20 protein-coding genes and 1 pseudogene are annotated in these 19,471 nt (G+C 62.6%); 12 read left to right on the forward strand and 9 right to left on the reverse strand.

Annotation, left to right across the window (positions count from 1 at the left end; all coding sequences use genetic code 11):
- Window positions 1-3: 3 nt before the first annotated feature.
- A complete protein-coding gene (locus GVO84_RS07960; RefSeq protein ID WP_159513828.1) occupies window positions 4-1,194 on the forward strand; it encodes a glycoside hydrolase family 88 protein in 1,191 nt (396 codons plus the stop codon).
- 22 nt (window positions 1,195-1,216) lie between these two features.
- A complete protein-coding gene (locus GVO84_RS07965) occupies window positions 1,217-1,816 on the forward strand; it encodes a DJ-1/PfpI family protein (protein WP_159513829.1) in 600 nt (199 codons plus the stop codon).
- A gap of 123 nt (window positions 1,817-1,939) precedes the next feature.
- On the opposite strand, the gene GVO84_RS07970 is transcribed toward GVO84_RS07965, so the two are convergent.
- The 3 genes from GVO84_RS07970 to hpxO are packed head-to-tail and all read right to left on the reverse strand — an operon-like array spanning window position 1,940 to window position 5,093.
- The gene (locus GVO84_RS07970) at window positions 1,940-2,875 is read right to left on the reverse strand and encodes a PDR/VanB family oxidoreductase (RefSeq protein ID WP_159513830.1); all 936 of its coding nucleotides are present in this window, start codon (window positions 2,873-2,875) and stop codon (window positions 1,940-1,942) included.
- A gap of 11 nt (window positions 2,876-2,886) precedes the next feature.
- On the reverse strand, window positions 2,887-3,921 hold the full coding sequence (hpxD, locus tag GVO84_RS07975; protein WP_159513831.1) for a molybdenum cofactor-independent xanthine hydroxylase subunit HpxD: 1,035 nt from the start codon (window positions 3,919-3,921) through the stop codon (window positions 2,887-2,889).
- Window positions 3,922-3,938: 17 nt separating this feature from the next.
- Complete coding sequence (hpxO, locus tag GVO84_RS07980) at window positions 3,939-5,093, reverse strand: FAD-dependent urate hydroxylase HpxO (protein ID WP_121425822.1); 1,155 nt, start codon at window positions 5,091-5,093, stop codon at window positions 3,939-3,941.
- A 239-nt stretch (window positions 5,094-5,332) separates the two neighbouring features.
- Here hpxO and uraD point away from each other — a divergent pair, with 239 nt between their 5' ends.
- Window positions 5,333-5,833, forward strand: a complete 501-nt coding sequence (uraD, locus tag GVO84_RS07985) for a 2-oxo-4-hydroxy-4-carboxy-5-ureidoimidazoline decarboxylase (RefSeq protein WP_159513832.1) — start codon at window positions 5,333-5,335, stop codon at window positions 5,831-5,833.
- The gene (gene uraH, locus GVO84_RS07990) at window positions 5,830-6,153 is read left to right on the forward strand and encodes a hydroxyisourate hydrolase (protein ID WP_121425824.1); all 324 of its coding nucleotides are present in this window, start codon (window positions 5,830-5,832) and stop codon (window positions 6,151-6,153) included. Before uraD ends, uraH begins: the two co-directional genes overlap by 4 nt.
- On the opposite strand, the gene guaD is transcribed toward uraH, so the two are convergent.
- Window positions 6,133-7,452: a guanine deaminase gene (gene guaD / locus GVO84_RS07995; RefSeq protein WP_159513833.1), complete on the reverse strand. Its 1,320-nt coding sequence runs from the start codon at window positions 7,450-7,452 to the stop codon at window positions 6,133-6,135. The two genes, uraH and guaD, sit on opposite strands and share 21 nt — an antisense overlap.
- A gap of 99 nt (window positions 7,453-7,551) precedes the next feature.
- Window positions 7,552-9,048, reverse strand: coding sequence for an NCS1 family nucleobase:cation symporter-1 (locus tag GVO84_RS08000; protein ID WP_032649014.1), 1,497 nt, complete (start codon window positions 9,046-9,048; stop codon window positions 7,552-7,554).
- A 144-nt stretch (window positions 9,049-9,192) separates the two neighbouring features.
- Between GVO84_RS08000 and GVO84_RS08005 the strand changes: the two genes are divergently transcribed.
- From GVO84_RS08005 to puuE, 3 genes and pseudogenes are all read left to right on the forward strand, one after another.
- Entirely contained in the window at window positions 9,193-9,909 is a 717-nt protein-coding gene (locus GVO84_RS08005; protein WP_010429412.1) for a GntR family transcriptional regulator, read from the forward strand.
- A pseudogene (gene hpxA, locus GVO84_RS08010) lies at window positions 9,909-10,785 on the forward strand (allantoin racemase). Before GVO84_RS08005 ends, hpxA begins: the two are co-directional and overlap by 1 nt.
- Window positions 10,703-11,602, forward strand: a complete 900-nt coding sequence (gene puuE, locus GVO84_RS08015; protein ID WP_236545930.1) for an allantoinase PuuE — start codon at window positions 10,703-10,705, stop codon at window positions 11,600-11,602. The pseudogene hpxA and the gene puuE overlap by 83 nt, the downstream one beginning before the upstream one ends.
- Before the next feature lie 305 nt (window positions 11,603-11,907).
- On the opposite strand, the gene hpxZ is transcribed toward puuE, so the two are convergent.
- From hpxZ to hpxW, 4 genes are read right to left on the reverse strand one after another with little or no spacing between them, the layout of a single operon-like run.
- A complete protein-coding gene (gene hpxZ / locus GVO84_RS08020; RefSeq protein ID WP_159513836.1) occupies window positions 11,908-12,294 on the reverse strand; it encodes an oxalurate catabolism protein HpxZ in 387 nt (128 codons plus the stop codon).
- Complete coding sequence (locus GVO84_RS08025) at window positions 12,291-13,688, reverse strand: AtzE family amidohydrolase (protein WP_159513837.1); 1,398 nt, start codon at window positions 13,686-13,688, stop codon at window positions 12,291-12,293. The genes hpxZ and GVO84_RS08025 overlap by 4 nt, the downstream gene beginning before the upstream one ends.
- Window positions 13,685-13,873, reverse strand: coding sequence for an oxalurate catabolism protein HpxX (gene hpxX, locus GVO84_RS08030; RefSeq protein ID WP_054830440.1), 189 nt, complete (start codon window positions 13,871-13,873; stop codon window positions 13,685-13,687). The genes GVO84_RS08025 and hpxX overlap by 4 nt, the downstream gene beginning before the upstream one ends.
- Before the next feature lie 10 nt (window positions 13,874-13,883).
- On the reverse strand, window positions 13,884-15,467 hold the full coding sequence (gene hpxW, locus GVO84_RS08035) for an oxamate amidohydrolase (protein ID WP_159513838.1): 1,584 nt from the start codon (window positions 15,465-15,467) through the stop codon (window positions 13,884-13,886).
- Between the two features lie 142 nt (window positions 15,468-15,609).
- Here hpxW and hpxU point away from each other — a divergent pair, with 142 nt between their 5' ends.
- From hpxU to GVO84_RS08060, 5 genes are all read left to right on the forward strand, one after another.
- The gene (gene hpxU, locus GVO84_RS08040) at window positions 15,610-16,449 is read left to right on the forward strand and encodes a MurR/RpiR family transcriptional regulator HpxU (protein WP_032658113.1); all 840 of its coding nucleotides are present in this window, start codon (window positions 15,610-15,612) and stop codon (window positions 16,447-16,449) included.
- A 191-nt stretch (window positions 16,450-16,640) separates the two neighbouring features.
- Window positions 16,641-17,423: a transporter substrate-binding domain-containing protein gene (locus tag GVO84_RS08045; protein WP_023311064.1), complete on the forward strand. Its 783-nt coding sequence runs from the start codon at window positions 16,641-16,643 to the stop codon at window positions 17,421-17,423.
- Between the two features lie 4 nt (window positions 17,424-17,427).
- Window positions 17,428-18,093: an amino acid ABC transporter permease gene (locus GVO84_RS08050; protein WP_032648997.1), complete on the forward strand. Its 666-nt coding sequence runs from the start codon at window positions 17,428-17,430 to the stop codon at window positions 18,091-18,093.
- Window positions 18,093-18,749, forward strand: a complete 657-nt coding sequence (locus GVO84_RS08055; RefSeq protein WP_071789398.1) for an amino acid ABC transporter permease — start codon at window positions 18,093-18,095, stop codon at window positions 18,747-18,749. The genes GVO84_RS08050 and GVO84_RS08055 overlap by 1 nt, the downstream gene beginning before the upstream one ends.
- On the forward strand, window positions 18,730-19,467 hold the full coding sequence (locus GVO84_RS08060) for an amino acid ABC transporter ATP-binding protein (protein WP_032638731.1): 738 nt from the start codon (window positions 18,730-18,732) through the stop codon (window positions 19,465-19,467). Before GVO84_RS08055 ends, GVO84_RS08060 begins: the two co-directional genes overlap by 20 nt.
- The last annotated feature ends 4 nt before the right edge of the window (window positions 19,468-19,471 follow it).

Raw genomic sequence — 19,471 nt, forward strand, 5'->3', positions numbered from 1 at the left:
GTTATGACCAAATCTGTTATCACCGAAGCGCTGCGGCCGATCGAACTGCATCAGGTCGATCGCCTGGCGCTGAGCCAGAAGCTGGAAGCGGCCTTAACCCGCGTAACGCGCAAGCTCGACAACAATATTGTCGCCTTCGGCGATAAGTTCCCCGGCGAAGCCTGTGAGAAGGGCGTCTGGCCGCGCACCGATAACGTGGAGTGGACCACCAGCTTTTGGCCTGGCCAGCTGTGGCTGGCGTGGGAGATGACCGGCAAAGCGCATTATCGCGAAGCCGCCGAGCGCTATTTACCGTCGTTCGCCCGGCGTATTGAGCAGCGTATCGACACCGCCACGCACGATCTCGGGTTCCTCTATTCGCTCTCCTGCATCAGCGCCTGGCGGCTCACCGGCAACGAAGCCGCTCGCCAGTCGGCGCTGCTGGCAGCCGAGCGCCTGATGGAGCGTTTTAATCCGACGGCCAACATTATTCAGGCGTGGGGTGATTTAAACGACCCGGAGCAGCAGGGGCGAATGATCATCGACTGCAATATGAACCTGCCGCTGCTGTACTGGGCCAGCGAACAGACCGGGGATCCGCGCTATGCGCAGGCGGCGACGGCTCATGCAGGACAGGCCGCGAACTATATCGTGCGTGAGGATGCCTCGACGTACCACACTTACTATATGGATGTGCAGACGGGTGAGCCGCGCTTTGGCAATACCCATCAGGGCTACAGCGATACCTCGTGCTGGTCGCGCGGCCAGGCGTGGGGCATTTACGGCTTTCTGCTCAGCTATCAGCACACCGGCGATAAGCAGATGGTTGAGCTGTCGCGCAGCCTGGCGCATTACTTCCTCAACCGTCTGCCGGAAGATGACGTTTGCCACTGGGATCTGGCCCTGCTCGGTACCGACGCCGTGCGCGACAGCTCAGCGGCGGCGATTGCCGCCTGTGGCCTGCTGGAGCTGGTCAAGGCGCTGCCGACGCTCGACGCACACCGCGCGTATTATGAAGAGATGGCGCTGCGTATTGCGCAGTCGCTGACCGATAACTACCTGGCTCATGACGACGATCCGACCGAAGGGCTGCTGCAGCACTCGGTTTATCATATGGGCAGCGGGAAAGGCGTCGATCAGTGCTGTAGCTGGGGTGACTATTTCTATCTTGAGCTGCTGGCGCGGCTGCGACAGATTTGGCATCCGTACTGGTAACCCTGAAGCAATGGAGAGCAAGATGAAAAGCGTAGCCGTGCTATTAGCCCCCGGTTTTGAAGAGGGGGAAGCGATTGTCACTATCGATATCCTGCGCCGCCTGAATATTAGGGTGCAGACGATTGCCTGCGGCGAGAGTCGCGAAGTGGTGAGCTATCACGCCATCCCAATGGTGGCGGATAGCACCCTGAAGGCCAGCCTCGATCGGACCTTTGACGCCGTGGTGCTGCCGGGCGGCCCGGAAGGCAGCGTCAACCTGGCGAAAAGCGCGGAGGTGATTGCCTTCGTTCGCCGCCATGATGAAGCGGGCAAATATATCTGCCCGATCTGCTCCGCCGCCGCGCGCGTGCTGGGCGGCAACGGACTGCTCAAAGGGCGCCGCTATGTCTGCTCCGGCGAGTTGTGGAAAACGGTCAGCGATGGCATTTACGTCAATGCCGACGTGGTGGAAGACGGCAATCTGCTAAGCGGCCGCGGGCTGGGCAACGCGTTTGATTTCGCCTTTACCCTGGCGGCGCGATTGCAGGGCGATGGGGCACTGGCGCAAGAGCAGGCCAGCCATATTGAGTACGCGTGGCAGGATAGCGAGCCCGTTTACGGGCTGGCAAAGTGCGATTTGTGAGTTCCGCCCGGCGGCGCTACGCTTGCACGGGCCAACAATAAAACGTGCAACCAATTGAAAAGTCTGCGCAATGTAGGCCGGGTAAGCGTAGCGCCACCCGGCAAGAAAGACTGTGCAGGTGGTTTACAGCCCGATCACCAGCTCCCCCGAATGGCTCCTCGAGCAGCACAGCGCCACCTGCTGCTCCGGTGCGCTTTTTTCCGCCTCCGACTGCACGCTGTCACGGTGATCCACCACGCCGTCAATCACCGGCGTCAGGCAGGCGCCACAGATCCCCATCTCGCAGGACAGCGGCACGTCCACGCCGTTTGCCTGCAGCACCTGGGCGATGGTTTTGTCCGCAGGCACAGGCCAGCGCTCCCCGGTGGAGGCCAGCTTGACCGTAAAGATCTCGCCGGATTCACCGCCTGCGGCAGGGGCTGCGGGCTGAAACGCCTCGCTGTGAAGATGGCCGTCATCCCAGCCCTTCGCCGTGGCCACCTCACGTACTTTTTCCATAAACCCCGCTGGACCGCAGATCCAGGCGTGAAGCCCTGCCTCGGCCGCCGGAAGATGCTCTGCCAGCGCTGTGCGCGGGCTGGTTGTATGAATGATGCACTCACCGCACTGCGAGAGTTCGCGCGCAAACGCCGCGCTTTCGCGGTTTTTGACGTAATAGTGCAGCGTAAACGGCGTTCCGGACGCCTTCAGCTGCAGGGCCATCGCATACAGCGGCGTAATGCCAATGCCCGCCGCCAGCAGCAAAACCCGCTCGGCCTGAGCAAGCGGAAACAGATTGCGCGGTGCAGAGATGGTCAGCGTCTGTCCGGGCCGCAGCGTCTCGTGAACGTAGCGCGACCCGCCGCGCGAGGCGGTTTCCCGGCCCACGCAGATAAGATAGCTCTCGTCCTGACATGCCCCGGTCAGGGAATACTGGCGCACCACGCCGCAGGGCAGGTGAACGTCAATATGCGCCCCCGGCTGCCACGGCGGCAGCGCTTCACCGTCTTCAGCCACCAGCCTGACGGCGAGGCTTTTGTCGCCCTCGCGCCACAGCCCGTCAACAATTACGCTCAGCATATCGGCCTCCGTCATACCAGGAAAAATTCGCCAAAGCCCATTTTTTTCAGTCCCCGACGGTAGGCAATTGAGCTTTTATCGGCGGGAATATGGGCTTCCAGCGTCAGATCCAGCGGCAGGCTTTCCGGGCGCTGGGTTTCCACCATCAGGCGATCTTCTTCGAAGATGCGCAGGTTAAAGGCATGCACGTCCTCCACCGGAATATGCAGGTCAAGGTTGCGCGCAATAGGGGCGAACATGCGGGTCACCCGCGATGACACCGGCGACGCGGCGTTCATGATCACCAGTCTCGACTCTCCCGGAAAATGAATCGTCAGGGTGGCGGTAAACGGCAGATGCATTTCAAAATGGCGCAGCCACTGGAACCCTTCTGGCGCCTGCACGGGTGAACCGGCGGGATAGTTGCTCACGGAGCTCCAGTAATCGGCAACAAAGCCAAATTCGGTCTCCTGCGGCTGATAGGCGGGCACAAGCTGATTATTGGGATCGGCAAAGGTATCTGTGTGGATCCACGCAAAGTGCGCCACGTCCAGAAACCCCTCCACCTGACGCCCGGCGAAGCCGTTCACCTCAAACGCCGGGCAGTTGATCTGCTGAAATCCGTCGTCATCCCAGTGCGGCATGGTGGGCAGCGGCGCGGGGTTTTCCGGGTCAAACGCCAGGCAGGTCCAGATCAGGCCGAAGCGCTCCTCCACGGCGTAGTTAATCAGGTTCAGCTTCGCCGGAACGGGCTGGTCGGGGCTGGACGGAATACGGTTGCAGCGCCCGTCCTCCCCGAAGCGGAGGCCGTGGTAGGGGCAGATAATCCCGTGCTCATCGTGAAAGCCCAGCGTCAGCGGCACGCCGCGGTGCGGGCAGACGTCACGGGCGACCACGACCTGGTCGTGGATCCGATAAATCACCAGCTGTTCATCCAGCAGGGTCGCCTTGACCGGTGCCGGGCCGACGTCGCAGGCGCGCGCGACCGGGTGCCAGCATTTCGCCAGGCGCAGCCAGTCCTCTGGCTCAAACGTGCAGTGGGCGGGTGGAGTCGGTTCTCTTTTCATCGTTGTCCCTCTTGCGTTCAGCCTAACGGGCCGCCCTGAATGGTCTCGCACAGACCGTTGATGATGCGCTCGCCGGTCTCCTCTTTGAGCTCCTGATACCAGGCCTGCGTCAACGCCATGTCTTTCCCGTGGGTGACGTCGCAGCGTTTACGCGCCTTCAGCACCAGATCGCGCACCCGGTCGCAGCGCAGCGCTTCGTACTGCCGCAGCGCCAGCGTAATGCTGTGGTTTTCACGCAGGCACTCACCCAGCACCACGGCGTCTTCCATCGCCGCACAGCCGCCCTGGCCGATGTCCGGCGTTGTGCTGTGCGCGGCATCGCCGAGCAGCGCGACGTTGCCGCGCACCAGGCTGTCGAACGGCTCAATGTCGTGGATTTCAATGCGGTTGGTGGTTTCAGGATCCAGCGCCGCGATAAGCTTCTGCACCGGCGGCGCCCAGCCGCGGAAGTAGCCCGTGAGATCGGCGCGCAGGGTGGTGCGATCCTCTGCCAGGCCCGCGGGCAGCGGCACGTCAAAAAAGAAGTAGAAACGACCGCCGGAGACGGGCATCAGCGACACGCGTTTGCCTTCGCCAACGAAGGTGGTCCACTGGTGCGCCGGGGCGATCTCTTCATCAATCTTCACCAGCCCGTTCCAGTTTACGTACCCGGCGTAGCGGCGCTCGGGGGTATATCCCAGCACGTACGGACGAACCGCCGAGTGGCTGCCGTCGGCGGCAATCAGAAAATCGCCGGATGCCGTGGTGCCGTCGGTGAAGGTCACGCTCACGCCCGCGTCGTCTTCATTTACGCGTTCGACGCGCTTGCCGAACTGCACCCTGTCGCGTCCCCAGAAGTCCAGCATTTCACGCTGGAGCTCGGTGCGCGAGACGGGGCAGGGGCGCCCGCCGGTACGCTCAACCAGCGGGGCCAGGCTAAAGCGGGTCAGGGTCTCGCCGCGCCGGTAATCCTTGTAGGCCATAAAACGCATCGGCCCGCCGTACGTCTCGATGATGTCGCCCATGCCGAGGTGCTGCATGCATTTCACGCCGTTAGGCCAGATAGAGATGGCCGCCCCGACGGGCCTGATCTCCTTTACGGCTTCAAATACGGTACAGTCGATGCCCGCTTTCTTCAGCGCGACGGCGGCGCTCAGGCCGCCAATACCCGCGCCAATGACGATTGCTCTCATGCTTCTCTCCTTTTGCAGGGTGTAAAGGCATTCAGCAATTTGCGTACCAGGCTGCAGAGTGGCGAAAACGGCGTTGTGAGAGGTGAGTGTGCACTGCTAAGGTGCGCAAACGCGGTGAGCGTGCCTTTTTTTGAATCAAAAATTTCCAGTTGAGCTATGCGGAATCGACTGTTTCACGCCCGCGCTCAGAGTGGCGTGGTTTGTGCAACAACCCGGAGGAAGACAATAAAGGAGACGCTATGATCGCACTGCACGAGTTCAATCATCTTTCCCACGAAAAGGCGTTAGCGCTGATTCACCCCTGCGTGGCGCTCCCCGACTGGGCCGACGCGCTGGCTCTGGGGCGGCCCTACGCCAGCCGGGACGAATTGTTCAGTACGGCAAACGCGCTGACGCAAAACTGGGGCGAAGCGGCATTAACGCAGGCATTGAGCGCCCATCCGCGCATCGGGGAAAAGCCCGTAGGTTCACAGGCGGAGGCGGCGCTGTCGCGCCAGGAGCAGGGCGCGGTGAATGACGGCGATGCTGACCTTGCCCGGGCGCTGCGCGAGGGCAATGCCCGCTACGAGGCCCGCTTCGAGCGCGTCTTTCTGATCCGCGCGAAGGGCCGCAGCGGCGAAGAGATTTTACAGGCGCTGCACGCGCGGCTGGAGAACAGTGACGCGCAGGAAATCCGTGCCGCGCTGGAACAGCTGCGGGAAATTACGCTGCTACGGCTGGAAGGAGTCATTAGCGAATGAGCACACTCAGCACCCATATTCTGGATATCTCGACGGGCAAACCCGCAGTTGGCGTGACGGTTCATCTCCAGCAGGAGGGGAAGACGCTCGCCACCGGCGTGACCAACGCGCAGGGGCGCATCGCCGCGTTCGTTCCTTCTCTGCCCGCAGGCCGCTATCGGCTGGTGGCGGAGATCGGCGCGTGGTTTAGCGAAACCGGTCGCGACACGCTCTACCCCTGCGCGCAAATTGATTTTATGACGGGAGAAGCGGCAGGCGAGCACTTCCATCTGCCGTTTGTGATTGCGCCCGGCGGGTGGTCAACCTACCGGGGCAGTTGACCACACCCGCTCGCCGTTGACCCAGGTCTCGCTGATGTTGCGCTCGTCGCCCAGGGTCATCAGCACAAAAAGCTGCTCGTAGATATCTTGACAGCGGCGATTGCGAAGGCGCTGCAGCGGCGTTACGTCAGGGTCGATAACCACGAAATCCGCCTCTTTTCCGGGCGCGAAGTTGCCGATCTTATCGTCCAGGCGGAGGGCGTGCGCGCCGCCCAGCGTGGCGTGGTAAAAGGCCTCGCTGGCGCGCAGGCGGTAGCTCTGAAGCTGGCCGACCTTGTAGGCTTCCCCCAGGGTGCGCAGCATGCTGAAGGTGGTGCCCGCCCCGACGTCGGTGCCGATACCCATCCGCACCCTGTGCTGCCAGCAGGCGGGCAGGCGAAAGAGCCCGCTGCCGAGAAACAGGTTAGAGGTGGGGCAAAACGCCACCGCCGAACCGGTGTCGTGCAGGCACTGCCACTCGCTGTGGTGTAGATGAATCGCGTGGGCAAACACGCTGCGCTCGCCGGTCAGGCCGTAGTGGTGATACACGTCCAGATAGCGCTCATGCTCCGGCCAGAGGTCGCTTACCCAGGCCACTTCGTTGGGGTTTTCGCTCAGATGGGTCTGCAGCCAGGTATCCGGGAACTCCTCTCTGAGCAGGCTGACCGCGGCAAGCAGCTCGGGGGATGAGGTCGGGGCAAAGCGCGGCGTAATGGCGTAGCCCAGGCGTCCACGGTGATGCCAGCGCTGGATCAGCGCCCGCGTCTGCCGGTAGCTCTGCTTCGCGTCTTCGCTCAGGTAGTCCGGCGCGTGTCGGTCCATCATCACCTTTCCGGCGATAAGGCGCATGTTGAGCCGCAGGGCTTCGGTAAACAGCGCCTCGACCGATTCCGGATGCAGCGTGCAAAACACCAGCGCGGTGGTGGTGCCGTTGCTCACCAACTGCTGAATGAAAAATTCGGCGATCTCTTTCGCGTAGGCTTCATCGGCAAACTGGCTCTCCACCGGGAAGGTGTAGGTGGTCAGCCACTCCAGCAGCTGTTCGCCAAAGGCGCCGATCATCTCCGTTTGCGGGTAATGGACGTGGGTGTCGACAAAACCGGGCAGCAGCAGCCTGCCGCGCAGGTCGGTGTAGCCCTTGTGGGGGTCAAGATACTGCTCGCCCTCCTGCCACGGCATCTGCGCCAGAATTTTCCCGCTCTGTATAAACAGCAGCCCGTCCTCAAGGTAGCGCGCGTGTTGGGCAATCGCGTCTGCGCTGTCGCAGACCTGGGCAATATCAAAAAATGCACCGCGGATCGCTGTCTGGTAATCCATCATGGTTCCTGCCTTAGTGTTTGCGTAGCGGGGTGAGAAGGCGCAGCAAGAACGGTGCCACAATGAACGGGCCGCAGACACGCTGCGGCCGGAGGGAGGGGGTTACTCTTTTTGCGTCGCCACGCGGGAGCTGAACGACGTCGCGCCCGCCGTCTCGCGCTCTTCCCGCGCCAGCCAGCGGTAGGTCACGCCGCCGAGGAAGACGCCGATGAACCAGCTGAAGTTCGCCACCTCATGCAGGGCCGGGATGAAGCTAATCACCAGGCCCACGGCCACGGACGGGATCAGCGCGCCAATGGCTTTCGGGTTAAAGCCGTTGCGGTACCAGTATTTGCCCTTTGGCGTGTCGTCGAACAGGTCGTCAACCGACACCTTGCCGCGCTTAATCAGGTAGAAGTCGGCAATCAGAATGCCGAACAGCGGGCCGATGAAGGCCCCGAGCACGTCCAGGGTGTAGTGGATAAGCTCCGGCGAGTTGAACAGGTTCCACGGGGTGAGCAGGATCGAGCCGACGGCGGCAATCATCCCCCCGGTGCGGAAGCTGATTTTCTGCGGCGAGCAGTTAGAGAAATCAAACGCCGGAGAGACGAAGTTCGCGACGATGTTGATCCCGATAGTGGCGGTGATCATCGTCAGCAGGCCAATCGCCACGGCCAGATCGTTACCCACGCGGCTGACGGTCTCAATCGGGTCGGTGATCATGCGGCCAAACAGCGACTGGGTGCCGGAGACAATGACCACGGTGACGATGGAGAACAGCAGGAAGTTAAACGGCAGGCCCCAGCGGTTGCCGCGGCGGATCTCGCCCATGCTTTTGCCGTAGCGGGAGAAGTCACCAAAGTTGAGCAGCGGGCCGGAGAAGTAAGACACCACCAGCGCGGTCGCGGTGATCATCTGCCAGGTCTGCTCGCCCGCGCTCAGGGATTTGCTGGCGAGGGTGAAGGAGATGCCGTCAAAACCGGTCTTGTATACAATCCAGCCTGCAAGGGCCAGCATGACCACGTAGACCGCCGGACCGGCGATATCAATAAAGCGCTTGATGGCGCTCATGCCGTGCCAGAAGACCATCGCCTGCAGGACCCACATGATGGCAAAGCAGATCCAGCCCAGATGCGACAGGCCCAGGAACGCGCCGGTAGTGAGCGAAGAGAGCGACGGCCAGAACTTCAGCGCCACCAGCATCAGGGCGTTCGCGGCCAGATAGGTCTGAATGCCGTACCACGCGAAGGCAATCAGGCCGCGGATCACCGCCGGAATATTGGCCCCGAAGACGCCAAACGCCTGACGGCTGATCACCGCGTAGGGCACGCCCGCCATCTGGCTCGGTTTGGCCACCAGGTTGGCGCACAATTGCACGATGCAAATCCCCACCAGCAGGCAAAGCAGCACCTGCCAGCTTGCCAGCCCGAGCGTAAAGAAGCTCGCGGCGACAACATAACCCCCCATGCTGTGAACGTCCGACATCCAGAACGAAAAGATGTTGTACCAGCTCCAGTTCTGGTCACGCGTTGGTGCCAGATCCTCATTGCAAAGACGTGGGCTGTAAACCGCACCGGAATCAGCGGCCGTACCCTGCTGCGCGTTTTGACTGTTTGGCATGAAACCTGCTCCTGTGAATGAAAACCCGTTGAGTGGGAGTACAGACGGTGTTGCAGGATCCAGGCCAAAATAATAAATCTTGTATGCAATATTTTATTTTTATGTATACGATTCGATAACGAAGAGTAAAAGACGGAGTGGTGAATGAACAACATAAACGCCCTGCAGACCGCGCCAGACCTGCATGACAAAGATGAATCGATCTTTCAGGCGCTGATGACCGCGATTGTCGAACATCAGCTGCTGCCGGGGAGCAAACTGCCGGAAGAGGCGCTGGCCGAGGTGTTTGGCGTAAGCCGCACGGGCATCCGTAAGGTGCTGCAGCGACTCGCGGCTGTGCAAATGGTCACCTTAACGCCCAAGCGTGGTGCACACGTCGCCAGCCCGACGGTGGAAGAGGCGCAGCACATCTTTCGCACCCGCGCCCTGCTGGAGGTCGCAAACCTGCCGGACGTGCTGGCCCGCTGCCAGCCGCCGCACCTTGCCGCGCTGGAGGCCATCATTCGCCAGGAGCAGCAGGCGCACGAGGCATACGACGGCCCGGCGGCAATTCGCCACTCCGCCAATTTTCACATTCAGCTGCAGGCCATCTCCGGCAACCAGGTGCTGACGGAGATGGTGACCGGTCTGAGCCAGCGCTCCTCGCTGGTGATTGCCACCTGGGGCGCGCCGTGGCGTCAGGGCTGTCGCTGCAACGATCACGAACAGCTTGTGGATCTGCTGCGCCAGAAGGCGCTCCAGCCGCTCAGCGATGCCTTAATGCACCATTTTGAACATATCGTCGCCAGCCTCTGCTTCGAGCGGGCGGGCGAGTGCCTGCCTGATTTTGCCCGGCTGTTTGCCGGCCACAAGGAGTCGTAATGTCCTCTGTCCGTATACAAGTGATCAACCCCAACACCAGCCTCGCGATGACGGAAACCATCGGCGCGGCGGCCCGCGCGGTAGCGGCGCCGGGTACGGAGATCCTCGCGGTCTGCCCGAGCGCGGGCGTGCCGTCTATCGAGGGCCACTTTGATGAAGCCATCGCCGCCGTGGGCGTTCTCGAACAGGTCAGGCTCGGCAGAGAGCAGGGCGTGGACGGTCACGTCATCGCCTGCTTTGGCGATCCGGGCCTGCTGGCGGCGCGCGAGCTGGCGCAGGGGCCGGTGGTGGGCATTGCGGAAGCCGCCATGCATATGGCGACGCTGGTGGCGACGCGCTTTTCGGTGGTGACCACGCTGCCGCGCACGCTGATCATTGCCCGTCATCTGCTGCACCAGTATGGCTTTCACGATCGCTGCGCGGCGCTGCACGCTATCGATCTCCCGGTGCTGGCGCTGGAAGACGGCAGCGGCCTGGCGCAGGAGAAGGTGCGCGCGCGCTGTATACAGGCGCTGAAGGAGGATGGCTGCGGCGCCATCGTGCTCGGCTGCGGCGGCATGGCGACCCTGGCCCAGGAGCTGACCCGCGAGCTGCGCGTGCCGGTGATCGACGGCGTCAGCGCGGCGGTGAAGATGGTGGAATCGCTGGTGGCGCTGGGGCTGTCGACCAGCAAGCATGGGGATCTGGCCTTCCCGGAGAAAAAAGCGTTAAGCGGACAGTTTCAGGCATTGAATCCATTTTGAAGGTAAGGGGAGACGTAATGGCGCTTTTTGAACAGAATTACCCGCGGGATCTGCGCGGCTACGCGGGCAACCCGCCGCACGCGCGGTGGCCAAATCAGGCGCGCGTCGCCGTGCAGTTTGTGCTCAATTATGAGGAAGGGGCGGAAAACCACGTTCTGCACGGCGATGCCGGATCCGAGCAGTTTCTGTCGGACATCATCGGCGCGGCCAGCTACCCGGATAAACACATGTCGATGGACTCCCTCTACGAATACGGCAGCCGCGCCGGGTTCTGGCGGATCCACGCTGAATTTCAAAAGCGCGGCCTGCCGCTGACGGTCTTCGGCGTGGCGATGGCGCTGGCGCGTCACCCGGAGATCGTCGAGGCAATCAGGGCGGCGGATTACGACGTGGTGAGCCACGGCTGGCGCTGGATCCACTATCAGCACATGGATATCCAGCAGGAGCGCGAACACCTGAACAAGGCGGTGCAGGTGCTGACCGACCTGTTCGGCAAGCCGCCGACGGGCTGGTACACCGGGCGCGACAGCCCCAACACCCGCCAGCTGGTGGTGGAGCACGGCGGCTTCGACTACGACAGCGACTACTACGGCGACGACCTGCCCTTCTGGACGGAAGTGGCCTGCGGCGACGGCACCCAAAAACCGCACCTGATTGTGCCCTATACGCTGGATGCGAACGACATGCGCTTCGCGACCGCGCAGGGGTTTAACACCGCCGAGCAGTTTTATACCTATCTGAAGGACAGTTTTGACGTGCTGTACGAAGAGGGGGAACGCGCGCCGAAGATGATGTCCATCGGCATGCATTGTCGCCTGCTGGGGCGGCCGGGGCGTTTTCGCGCGCTGCAGCGGTTCCTGGATTATATTCAGCAGCACGAGCGGGTGTGGGTCTGTACCCGCCAGCAGATTGCCGACCACTGGCGGGAGGTGCATCCATTTCAGAAATAAGTGTGCCGTGTTTAGCCGGGTGGCGGCTGCGCCTTACCCGGCCTACAGGACCCACAGGGTATATGGGACATTGTAGGCCCGGTAAGCGCAGCGGTTCCTGGATTACGTGCAGCAACACGAGCGGGTGCGGGTCTGTACCCGCCAGCAGATTGCCGACCACTGGCGGGAGGTGCATCCGTTTCAGAAGTAAGTGTGCGTTGTTTTGCCGGGTGTCGGCTGCGCCTTACCCGGCCTACAGGACCCACAGAGCATACGGGACATTGTAGGCCCGGTAAGCGCAGCGCCACCGGGCAGGTTTTTCAGCGTTACACCATCAAACTCACCTGCGCCGCCACGATCCGCCACCCGTAGGCAAACCGCACCCACGTCTGCTGCTGGCGTCCAGTGCGTTCCGTGCCCTCCCGGGTAAACTCGGTGCTGCATACGGCATAATCCTCCCCGAAGGTGGTGATGACGGTGTGGCGCAACGTCCGCTGTAACCCGGCGGACGGGCGCGCCGCGCGAAAGGCGCGGATTTCATCAATCCCGTACAGGTTTTCACCCGCTCCCAGACGCACCGTTTTTTTGTCGTGCCAGAACAGCTCGTCCAGCACCGCAACGTTGTTGCTCACCAGCGCGTCTTCATAGCGGTAAAACGCGGCGGTTACCTCGGCAACCACCCACGGCAGGTTAATGTCATCGTGATTTATCATGCGGCCACCTCCGCCGGACGGGCATCGGTGATGCCACTCTCCTCCAGCACGCGCGCAACGCGAAGGCAGGCCTGCTCGTTAAACGGCGCGGCAATCAGCTGCAGGCCAATCGGCGCACCCTGGGCGGTGCGCAGCGGAACGGTGGTCACGGGCAGGCCCAAAAACGAAATCGGCTGGGTCAGCATCCCCATGCTGGCGCGGATGGGGAGCGCCTGGCCGTTAATCTCCATGGTCTGCTCACCCGCGAGCGTCGCGCTGCGCGGCGTTGCCGGGGCGATCAGCACGTCGGCCTGCGCGAACAGGTTTTTAAACGCCTGCCGGGCGTGCGCGCGAAACCGCTGGGCCTGAATGTACCAGGCGGAGGGGATCATCGCCCCGGCAAGCAGGCGTTCGCGGGAATGCGGTTCAAAACGCGCGGGCTCGCGGCGAAGCGCGGGCAGGTACTGATTTCCCCCTTCGGAGGCGCTGATGATAAACGCGGCGGAGCGCGCCAGCTCGGCGTCCGGAAACTGCAGCTCATCCTGCACGTCGAGCGCCTTCGCCACCCGCGCCACGGCGTATCTGGCATCCGCGTCGCACCAGGTGGTGAAGTAGCCGCCGAGCACCGCGCAGCGCAGGCCGTCAAGCCCGCGCTCAAGCAGGGGGCGCGTCTGCTCGCGCGAGCTCTCTGCCTGAAAACCGTCGCTGCTGTCCCGCCCCTGCAGCGCGTCGTATACGGACGCCAGGTCGCACACGCGACGGGCAAAGGGGCCGATATGATCGAGGCTCGCGACAAACGGATGGCTGCCGGATCGCGACAGGCGGCCAAAGGTGGGCTTCAGGCCATAGATGCCGCACAGGGAGGCCGGAACGCGAATCGAGCCGTTGGTGTCGGTGCCAAGCGAAAAGTGCACCAGCCCGGCGGCCACGGCGGCGGCTGAACCGCCGGAGGACCCGCCCGCAATGCGCGCCAGATCGTGCGGGTTAAGCGTGGTGCCGTAGTGGCTGTTTTCGGTTGTGAAGCCGTAGGCGTAGGCGTCCATATTCACCATCCCGGTCAGCAGCCCGCCCGCGCTGCGCAGCTGGCGCACCGCGAAGCTGTCAGCGGCCGCGGCAGGGCGCTGGCTTAACAGCTCTGCCCCGGCAAGGGTGGTGTGACCGGCAACGTCGAACAGATTTTTTACCGCGTAGGGCACGCCCGCCAGCGGCGGCAGGGGGCGCTTTTCGCGGCGCAGGGTGTCGATGCTCTCGGCCTCGGCGAGCATGCGCGCTTCCGTCACGGCGGTCCAGGCGTTAATCTGCGGGTTCACGCGCGCAATCGCTTCCAGCGTCTGGCGGGCAATCTCGCGAGCGCTCAGCTCGCCTGCGCTCAGCGCATGCTGGATCGCGCTGATACTCATCTCGTGTAGCCTCATGCTTTGTATACTCCTGCGATCTCCAGACGGTCGTCGAGCGGCAGCGCCATCAGCGGGGCGGCCAGGGTTGCAATGCGGCTGAACTGCAGCTGCAGCTCGGCGCGGCGGGCATCGTCCAGCGTCACGCCGAGAACGGACTCCATTTGCGCCAGATACGCCTGCCAGTCGGGTTGTGGTGTCGTCATTGTTTTCTCCTCAGAATCCGGCCGCCGCGCCGTTGCTGCGCGGGTCAAATGCCCCTTCGAACAGCCCGTTGGGGTGGCGAACAATCGCGCCCGCGTGGCCCATCGCTTCGCTGAAGTCAGGGAAGATTTCCACCTCATGTCCCCGCGCGCGGAGCTGCGAGACCGTCTCAGCGCTAAAGCGTCCTTCAAGCTTTAAGGTGTCCGAGGTTTGTCCCCAGGTGCGCCCCAGCAGCCAGCGGGGGCGGGAAATGCTTTCCTGTAAAGGCACGCCCTGAATCGCGTAGCGGGTAAAGATCGCGGCCTGGGTTTGCGGCTGTCCGTCGCCGCCCATGGAGCCGTAGACCATCACGCGCCCGTCCCTGAGGCGCGCCGCCGCCGGGTTCAGGGTATGGAAGGGCTGCTTTCCCGGCGCGAGGGCCAGAAGATGCCCCGGATCGAGGCTGAACGATGCCCCCCGGTTCTGCCAGACGATGCCGGTGTCGGGCAGCACCACGCCGCTGCCGAACTCGTGATAGATACTCTGGATAAACGACACGGCGAGCCCGCTGTTGTCCATTACCCCCATCCACACCGTATCGCCGGGGCCTTTTCCGGTGCCCCACGGCGCGGCGCGGCCGTCGTCAACCCTGTCGGCAAGCGCCTGCAGAGCGGCGGGATCCAGCAGACCCTGAATATCTGTTTTCAGCTCGCGCGGGTCGGTGATGTGGGCATCGCGCAGGCCAAAGGCCAGCTTGGTGGCTTCAACGATGCGGTGAACGGTGTCGGCGTCGTCGGCCTCCGCCATGTTCAGGCGGTCGGTGATGCCGAGTATCGCCAGCGAGACCAGCCCCTGCGTCGGCGGGGCGTGGTTAAAGATCTCCCCCTGCTGATGCTGCAGCTTCAGCGGCGCGGTGCGCCGGGCGGCGTGCGCGTTAAGATCGGCCAGCGTCACGGGCAGGCCCAGCGTCTCCATGCCGTGCGCCAGCACGTCCGCCAGCGGGCCGCGGTAAAAGCTGTCCAGACCGTCCTCCGCCAGGCGCGTCAGGGTCGTGGCCATGGCGGGCTGGTAAAAGCGGCTGCCGACCTCTGGCGGCTTACCGTCCACCAGCCAGGTTTCCGCGAAGCCGGGGATGGATTTCAGCTCGTCGAATTTGCTGGCGGTGGCATGGGCCTGTGAGGCCGTGACCGGCGTGCCGTTCTGCGCATACTCAATGGCGTCGGCCAGCAGGCGGGCCAGCGGCAGCGCCTTGCCGGTCATCTCGCGGGAGACCTTCAGCGCCTCGTCCCAGCCGCTCACCGTGCCGGCGACGGTCAGCGCCGCACGGGGGCCGCGATGGGGAATATGCGCCAGCCCGTCGTAGGCGGCGAGCGTTGCGCGAGAACCCGCCGCGCCGCTGGCATCAATGGCGACAGGTTCGCCGTCCGGCGGCACGATAAGCCAGAAGCCGTCGCCGCCCAGCCCGTTCATGTGGGGATAAACCACGGCAATGGTGGCCGCCGCGGCGACCATTGCCTCTATGGCGCTGCCGCCTTCGCGCAGCACCGCCAGCGCGCTCTGGCTGGCAAGATGGTGGGGCGCAACGGCCATGCCGTGCGTGGAGACATTACTTTGCATGAAGCGTCCTCGTAACCCTGAAAGTCACAAGGTGCTGCAAAAGCTGTTCCAGTTCTGAAAGAAAAGTTTCAGTAAACTGGCACGCATAATGAAAGGTAGAATGAAAGGCAAAATGTGATGAAACAAAAGTTACAGAGGCGCTATGGAACAACTGGATGAACGTCTGAAAGCACAGTACCCGTCGCTGTCGCCGCAGGAGCAGCGGGTGGCGGATTTTATTTTCGATCATTTTGACGATCTGATTAGCTACAACAGCGCCGAGCTGGCGCAGCTGAGCGGGGTGTCGAAAGCCACGGTCAGCCGTCTGTTTAAGCGTCTGGGCTATGAGAAATATAAGGACATGCGCGACGAGCTGCGCACCCTGCGCCAGAGCGGGATGCCGCTCACCGATAACCGCGACGCGGTGCAGGGCAATACGCTGCTGGCGCGCCACTATAAGCAGGAGATGGCGAACCTGACCCAGTGGGTCAATGCCCTCGACGCGCAGCAGTTTGCCGACGCGATGGCCTGCATGGTGAAGGCGCGGCGCATCGTCATTATCGGCATGCGTAACGCCTATCCGGCGGCGCTGCACCTGCGCCAGCAGCTGCTGCAGGCGCGCGGTCAGGTGCTGGTCCTGCCGCAGCCGGGGCAGAGCCTGGGCGAAGAGCTGGTGGATTTAACGCCGGACGATCTGGTAGTCATGATGGCCTTTCGCCGCCGCCCGCGCATTATCCGCCCGCTGATGCAGCAGCTTCAGAGCAGCGGCATTCCGGTGCTGCTGATGTGCGAGCCGCAGGCGCACAGCCTGTTTCCGCTGGCGAGCTGGCAGCTCTGCGCCCCGCTGGACAGCGTCTCGGCCTATGACAGCTACTCCTCGGTCAACAGCCTGATCAACCTGCTGGCGAATGCCTTCCTGCATGAAATTCTCGATAAAGGCCGTCCGCGCATTCACGACATTGCCTCCCTCTACCAGCAGCTGGACGAACTCGAACAGCGATAATGGGGCATCAGGCTGGTGCTTTGCATTAAAATGGTGCAGTCTGACGGGGCGAAAATGGAGAATATTTTCGCCCCGTCCGCGTTTTATCAGGCTCTACAAGAATATTCCCCGCTTCGCCTTATCTGGCACATTAGTTGCAAAATCACATTCAAAGAATCTTTTGTTTCATGTTAACGTTACGGGGAAGCACCATGAAAAAATTGTTGATTGCACTGGCCGGGGCCGCATGCCTCTTCACGCAGCTGCCGGCAAAGGCTGACCAGCTTCAGGATATCGAGAAGCGCGGCACCATTCGCATTGCCGTTCCGCAGGACTTCCCGCCGTTTGGCTCGGTGGGGACCGATCTGCAGCCGCAGGGCTATGACATCGACATGGCGCGCTATCTGGCCAAACAGATGAAGCTCAAGCTGCAGCTGGTGCCGGTGACCAGCGCCAATCGCGTGCCGTACCTGCAAACCGATAAGGTGGATCTGGTTATTTCAAGCCTCGGTAAAAACCCGGAGCGCGAGAAGGTGATCGACTTCAGCCGCGCCTACGCGCCGTTCTTCCTCGGCGTGTTTGGCCCGAAAGGCGCCGAGCTGAAGGACGCCGCCGCGCTGAGCGGAAAAACCATCGGCGTGACGCGCGGGGCGGTGGAGGACATGGTGCTGACCGGCCTGGCGCCGAAAGACGCGGACGTGAAGCGCTACGAAGATAACAACACCACGCTCTCCGCCTACCTCTCCGGACAGGTGCAGTATGTGGCAACCGGCAACCTCGTGGTGGCGGCTATTTCGCGCCAGAACGCGGATAAAGCCCCCGTGCCGAGCTTTATGCTGAAAGATTCGCCGTGCTTTATTGGCCTGAAGAAAAACGAACCGGCCCTGAAGGCAAAAGTGGATGCGCTGATTGAGCAGGGCATCAAGGACGGCACGCTGAACGGCCTGTCTGAGCAATGGCTGAAGGCCCCGCTGCCGGCAAACCTTGGCGCCTGAGCCGATGACGGAGCAACTTGATTTCTCCGCGCTCTGGCCTCACTGGCCGGAGCTGCTGGCGGGGCTGTGGGTCACCGTTCAACTGACGGTGATGGCGACCGTCGGCGGGCTGGCAACAGGGATTTTCGGGGCGGCGATCCGCAGCGGACGCACCACCTGGTTCAGCCGTATCTGGGGCGCGTACGTGGAAATCATCCGCAACACGCCGTTTGTGGTGCAGCTGTTTTTCATCGTCTTCGGCCTGCCGAATCTCGGCCTGAAGATGACGGCGGGGGAAGCGGCGCTGCTGGCCATGGTGGTGAACCTGGGCGCCTACAGCACCGAGATTATCCGCGCGGGCATTCAGGTCACGCCGAAAGGGCAGTGGGAAGCCGGACGCGTGCTGGGGCTGACCCGCCTGCAGACCTTTATTCGCGTGGTGCTGCCGCCCGCGCTGCAACGCATCTACCCGGCGCTGGTGAGCCAGTGCATTATCGTGATGCTCGGCTCGTCGGTGGTGTCGCAGGTCTCGTATGAAGAGCTGACCTTCGCCGCCAACCTGATCCAGTCCAGAACGTTTCTGAGCTTTGAGGTCTATCTGGTGACAACCGGGATTTACTTAGCGCTGTCGATTACCCTGCGCCAGCTGATGATGGCGGCAGGACGCAAATGGCTGGGGGTGCAGGCATGATGACCACCTTTACCGACTGGGACATTATTCGCAACCTGCTGCTGGCCGGGCGCTGGACGGTGCTGCTGTCGCTGGTGGCGTTCGTCGGCGGCGCGGCGGTGACGCTGCCGCTCCTGCTGCTGCGCCTGACGGGCGGGCGCGCGGTGAAGCGCATCATCCGCGGCTACATTGAGCTGTTTCAGGGCACGCCGCTGCTGATGCAGCTGTTCCTGGCCTTCTTTGGCGTGGCGCTGTTCGGCATCGACGTCTCGCCGTGGACCGCCGCCTCGCTGGCGCTCACCTTCTACACCAGCGCGTTTCTGCTCGACATCTGGAACGGCAGCATTCGCGCGCTGCCGAAAGGGCAGTGGGAAGCCTCGCGCTGCCTGGGACTGACCTTCGGCCAGACCCTGTTTCGCGTCGTCGCCCCGCAGGCGCTGCGCATCGGCATCGCCCCGACGGTCGGCTTTGCCGTGCAGGTGATCAAGGGCACCGCGCTGGCGTCGATTATCGGCTTTATCGAGCTGACCAAGGCCGGGACCATGCTGACCAACGTGACCTATCAGCCGTTTAAGGTCTTTGCGCTGGTGGCGCTCGGCTACTTTATTCTGTGTTATCCGCTGTCGCGCTACAGCCGCTATCTGGAGACGAAATTCAATGCCTCTCATCACCATTAATCAGGTGCAGAAGTACTACGGCGATAACCACGTGCTCAAGGGCGTCGATCTGGATATCGACATGGGCCAGGTGATCTCCATTATCGGGCGCAGCGGGTCGGGCAAAAGCACGCTGCTGCGCTGCATCAACGGACTGGAAGGCTATCAGGACGGCAGCATCAAGCTGGGCGGCATGACCATTACCGACCGGGATTCTCAGGCGCGTGAAATCAGCCGCTCGGTCGGGATGGTGTTCCAGAGCTTCAACCTGTTCCCGCACATGACGGCGCTGGAAAACGTGATGCTCGCCCCGCGTCGGGTGCTGAAGAAAAGCGCCGCCGAATGCCGCGAGCTGGCGCAGCAGATGCTGGAGAAAGTGGGCTTAGGCGATCGTCTGGATTACTACCCGTCAAGCCTCTCCGGCGGCCAGCAGCAGCGCGTGGCGATTGCCCGGGCGCTGGCCATGTCGCCTAAAGTTTTACTCTGTGACGAGATCACCTCCGCGCTCGACCCGGAGCTGGTGGGTGAAGTGCTCAAGGTGCTGGAGCAGCTGGCGGCCGAGGGGATGACGCTGATACTGGTTACCCATGAAATGAATTTTGCCCGCGAAGTGGGCGACCGCGTGGTGTTTATGCACCAGGGGAAAGTCTGGGAGCAGGGCGACAGCAAAACGCTGTTCGCCAACCCGCAGACCACGGAACTGAAGCAGTTCATCTCCTCCGTGCGCGGCCTCAACTGATAAG

It is taken from the genome of Enterobacter sp. SM3, assembly GCF_009811935.2.
Taxonomy (GTDB): domain Bacteria; phylum Pseudomonadota; class Gammaproteobacteria; order Enterobacterales; family Enterobacteriaceae; genus Enterobacter; species Enterobacter asburiae_D.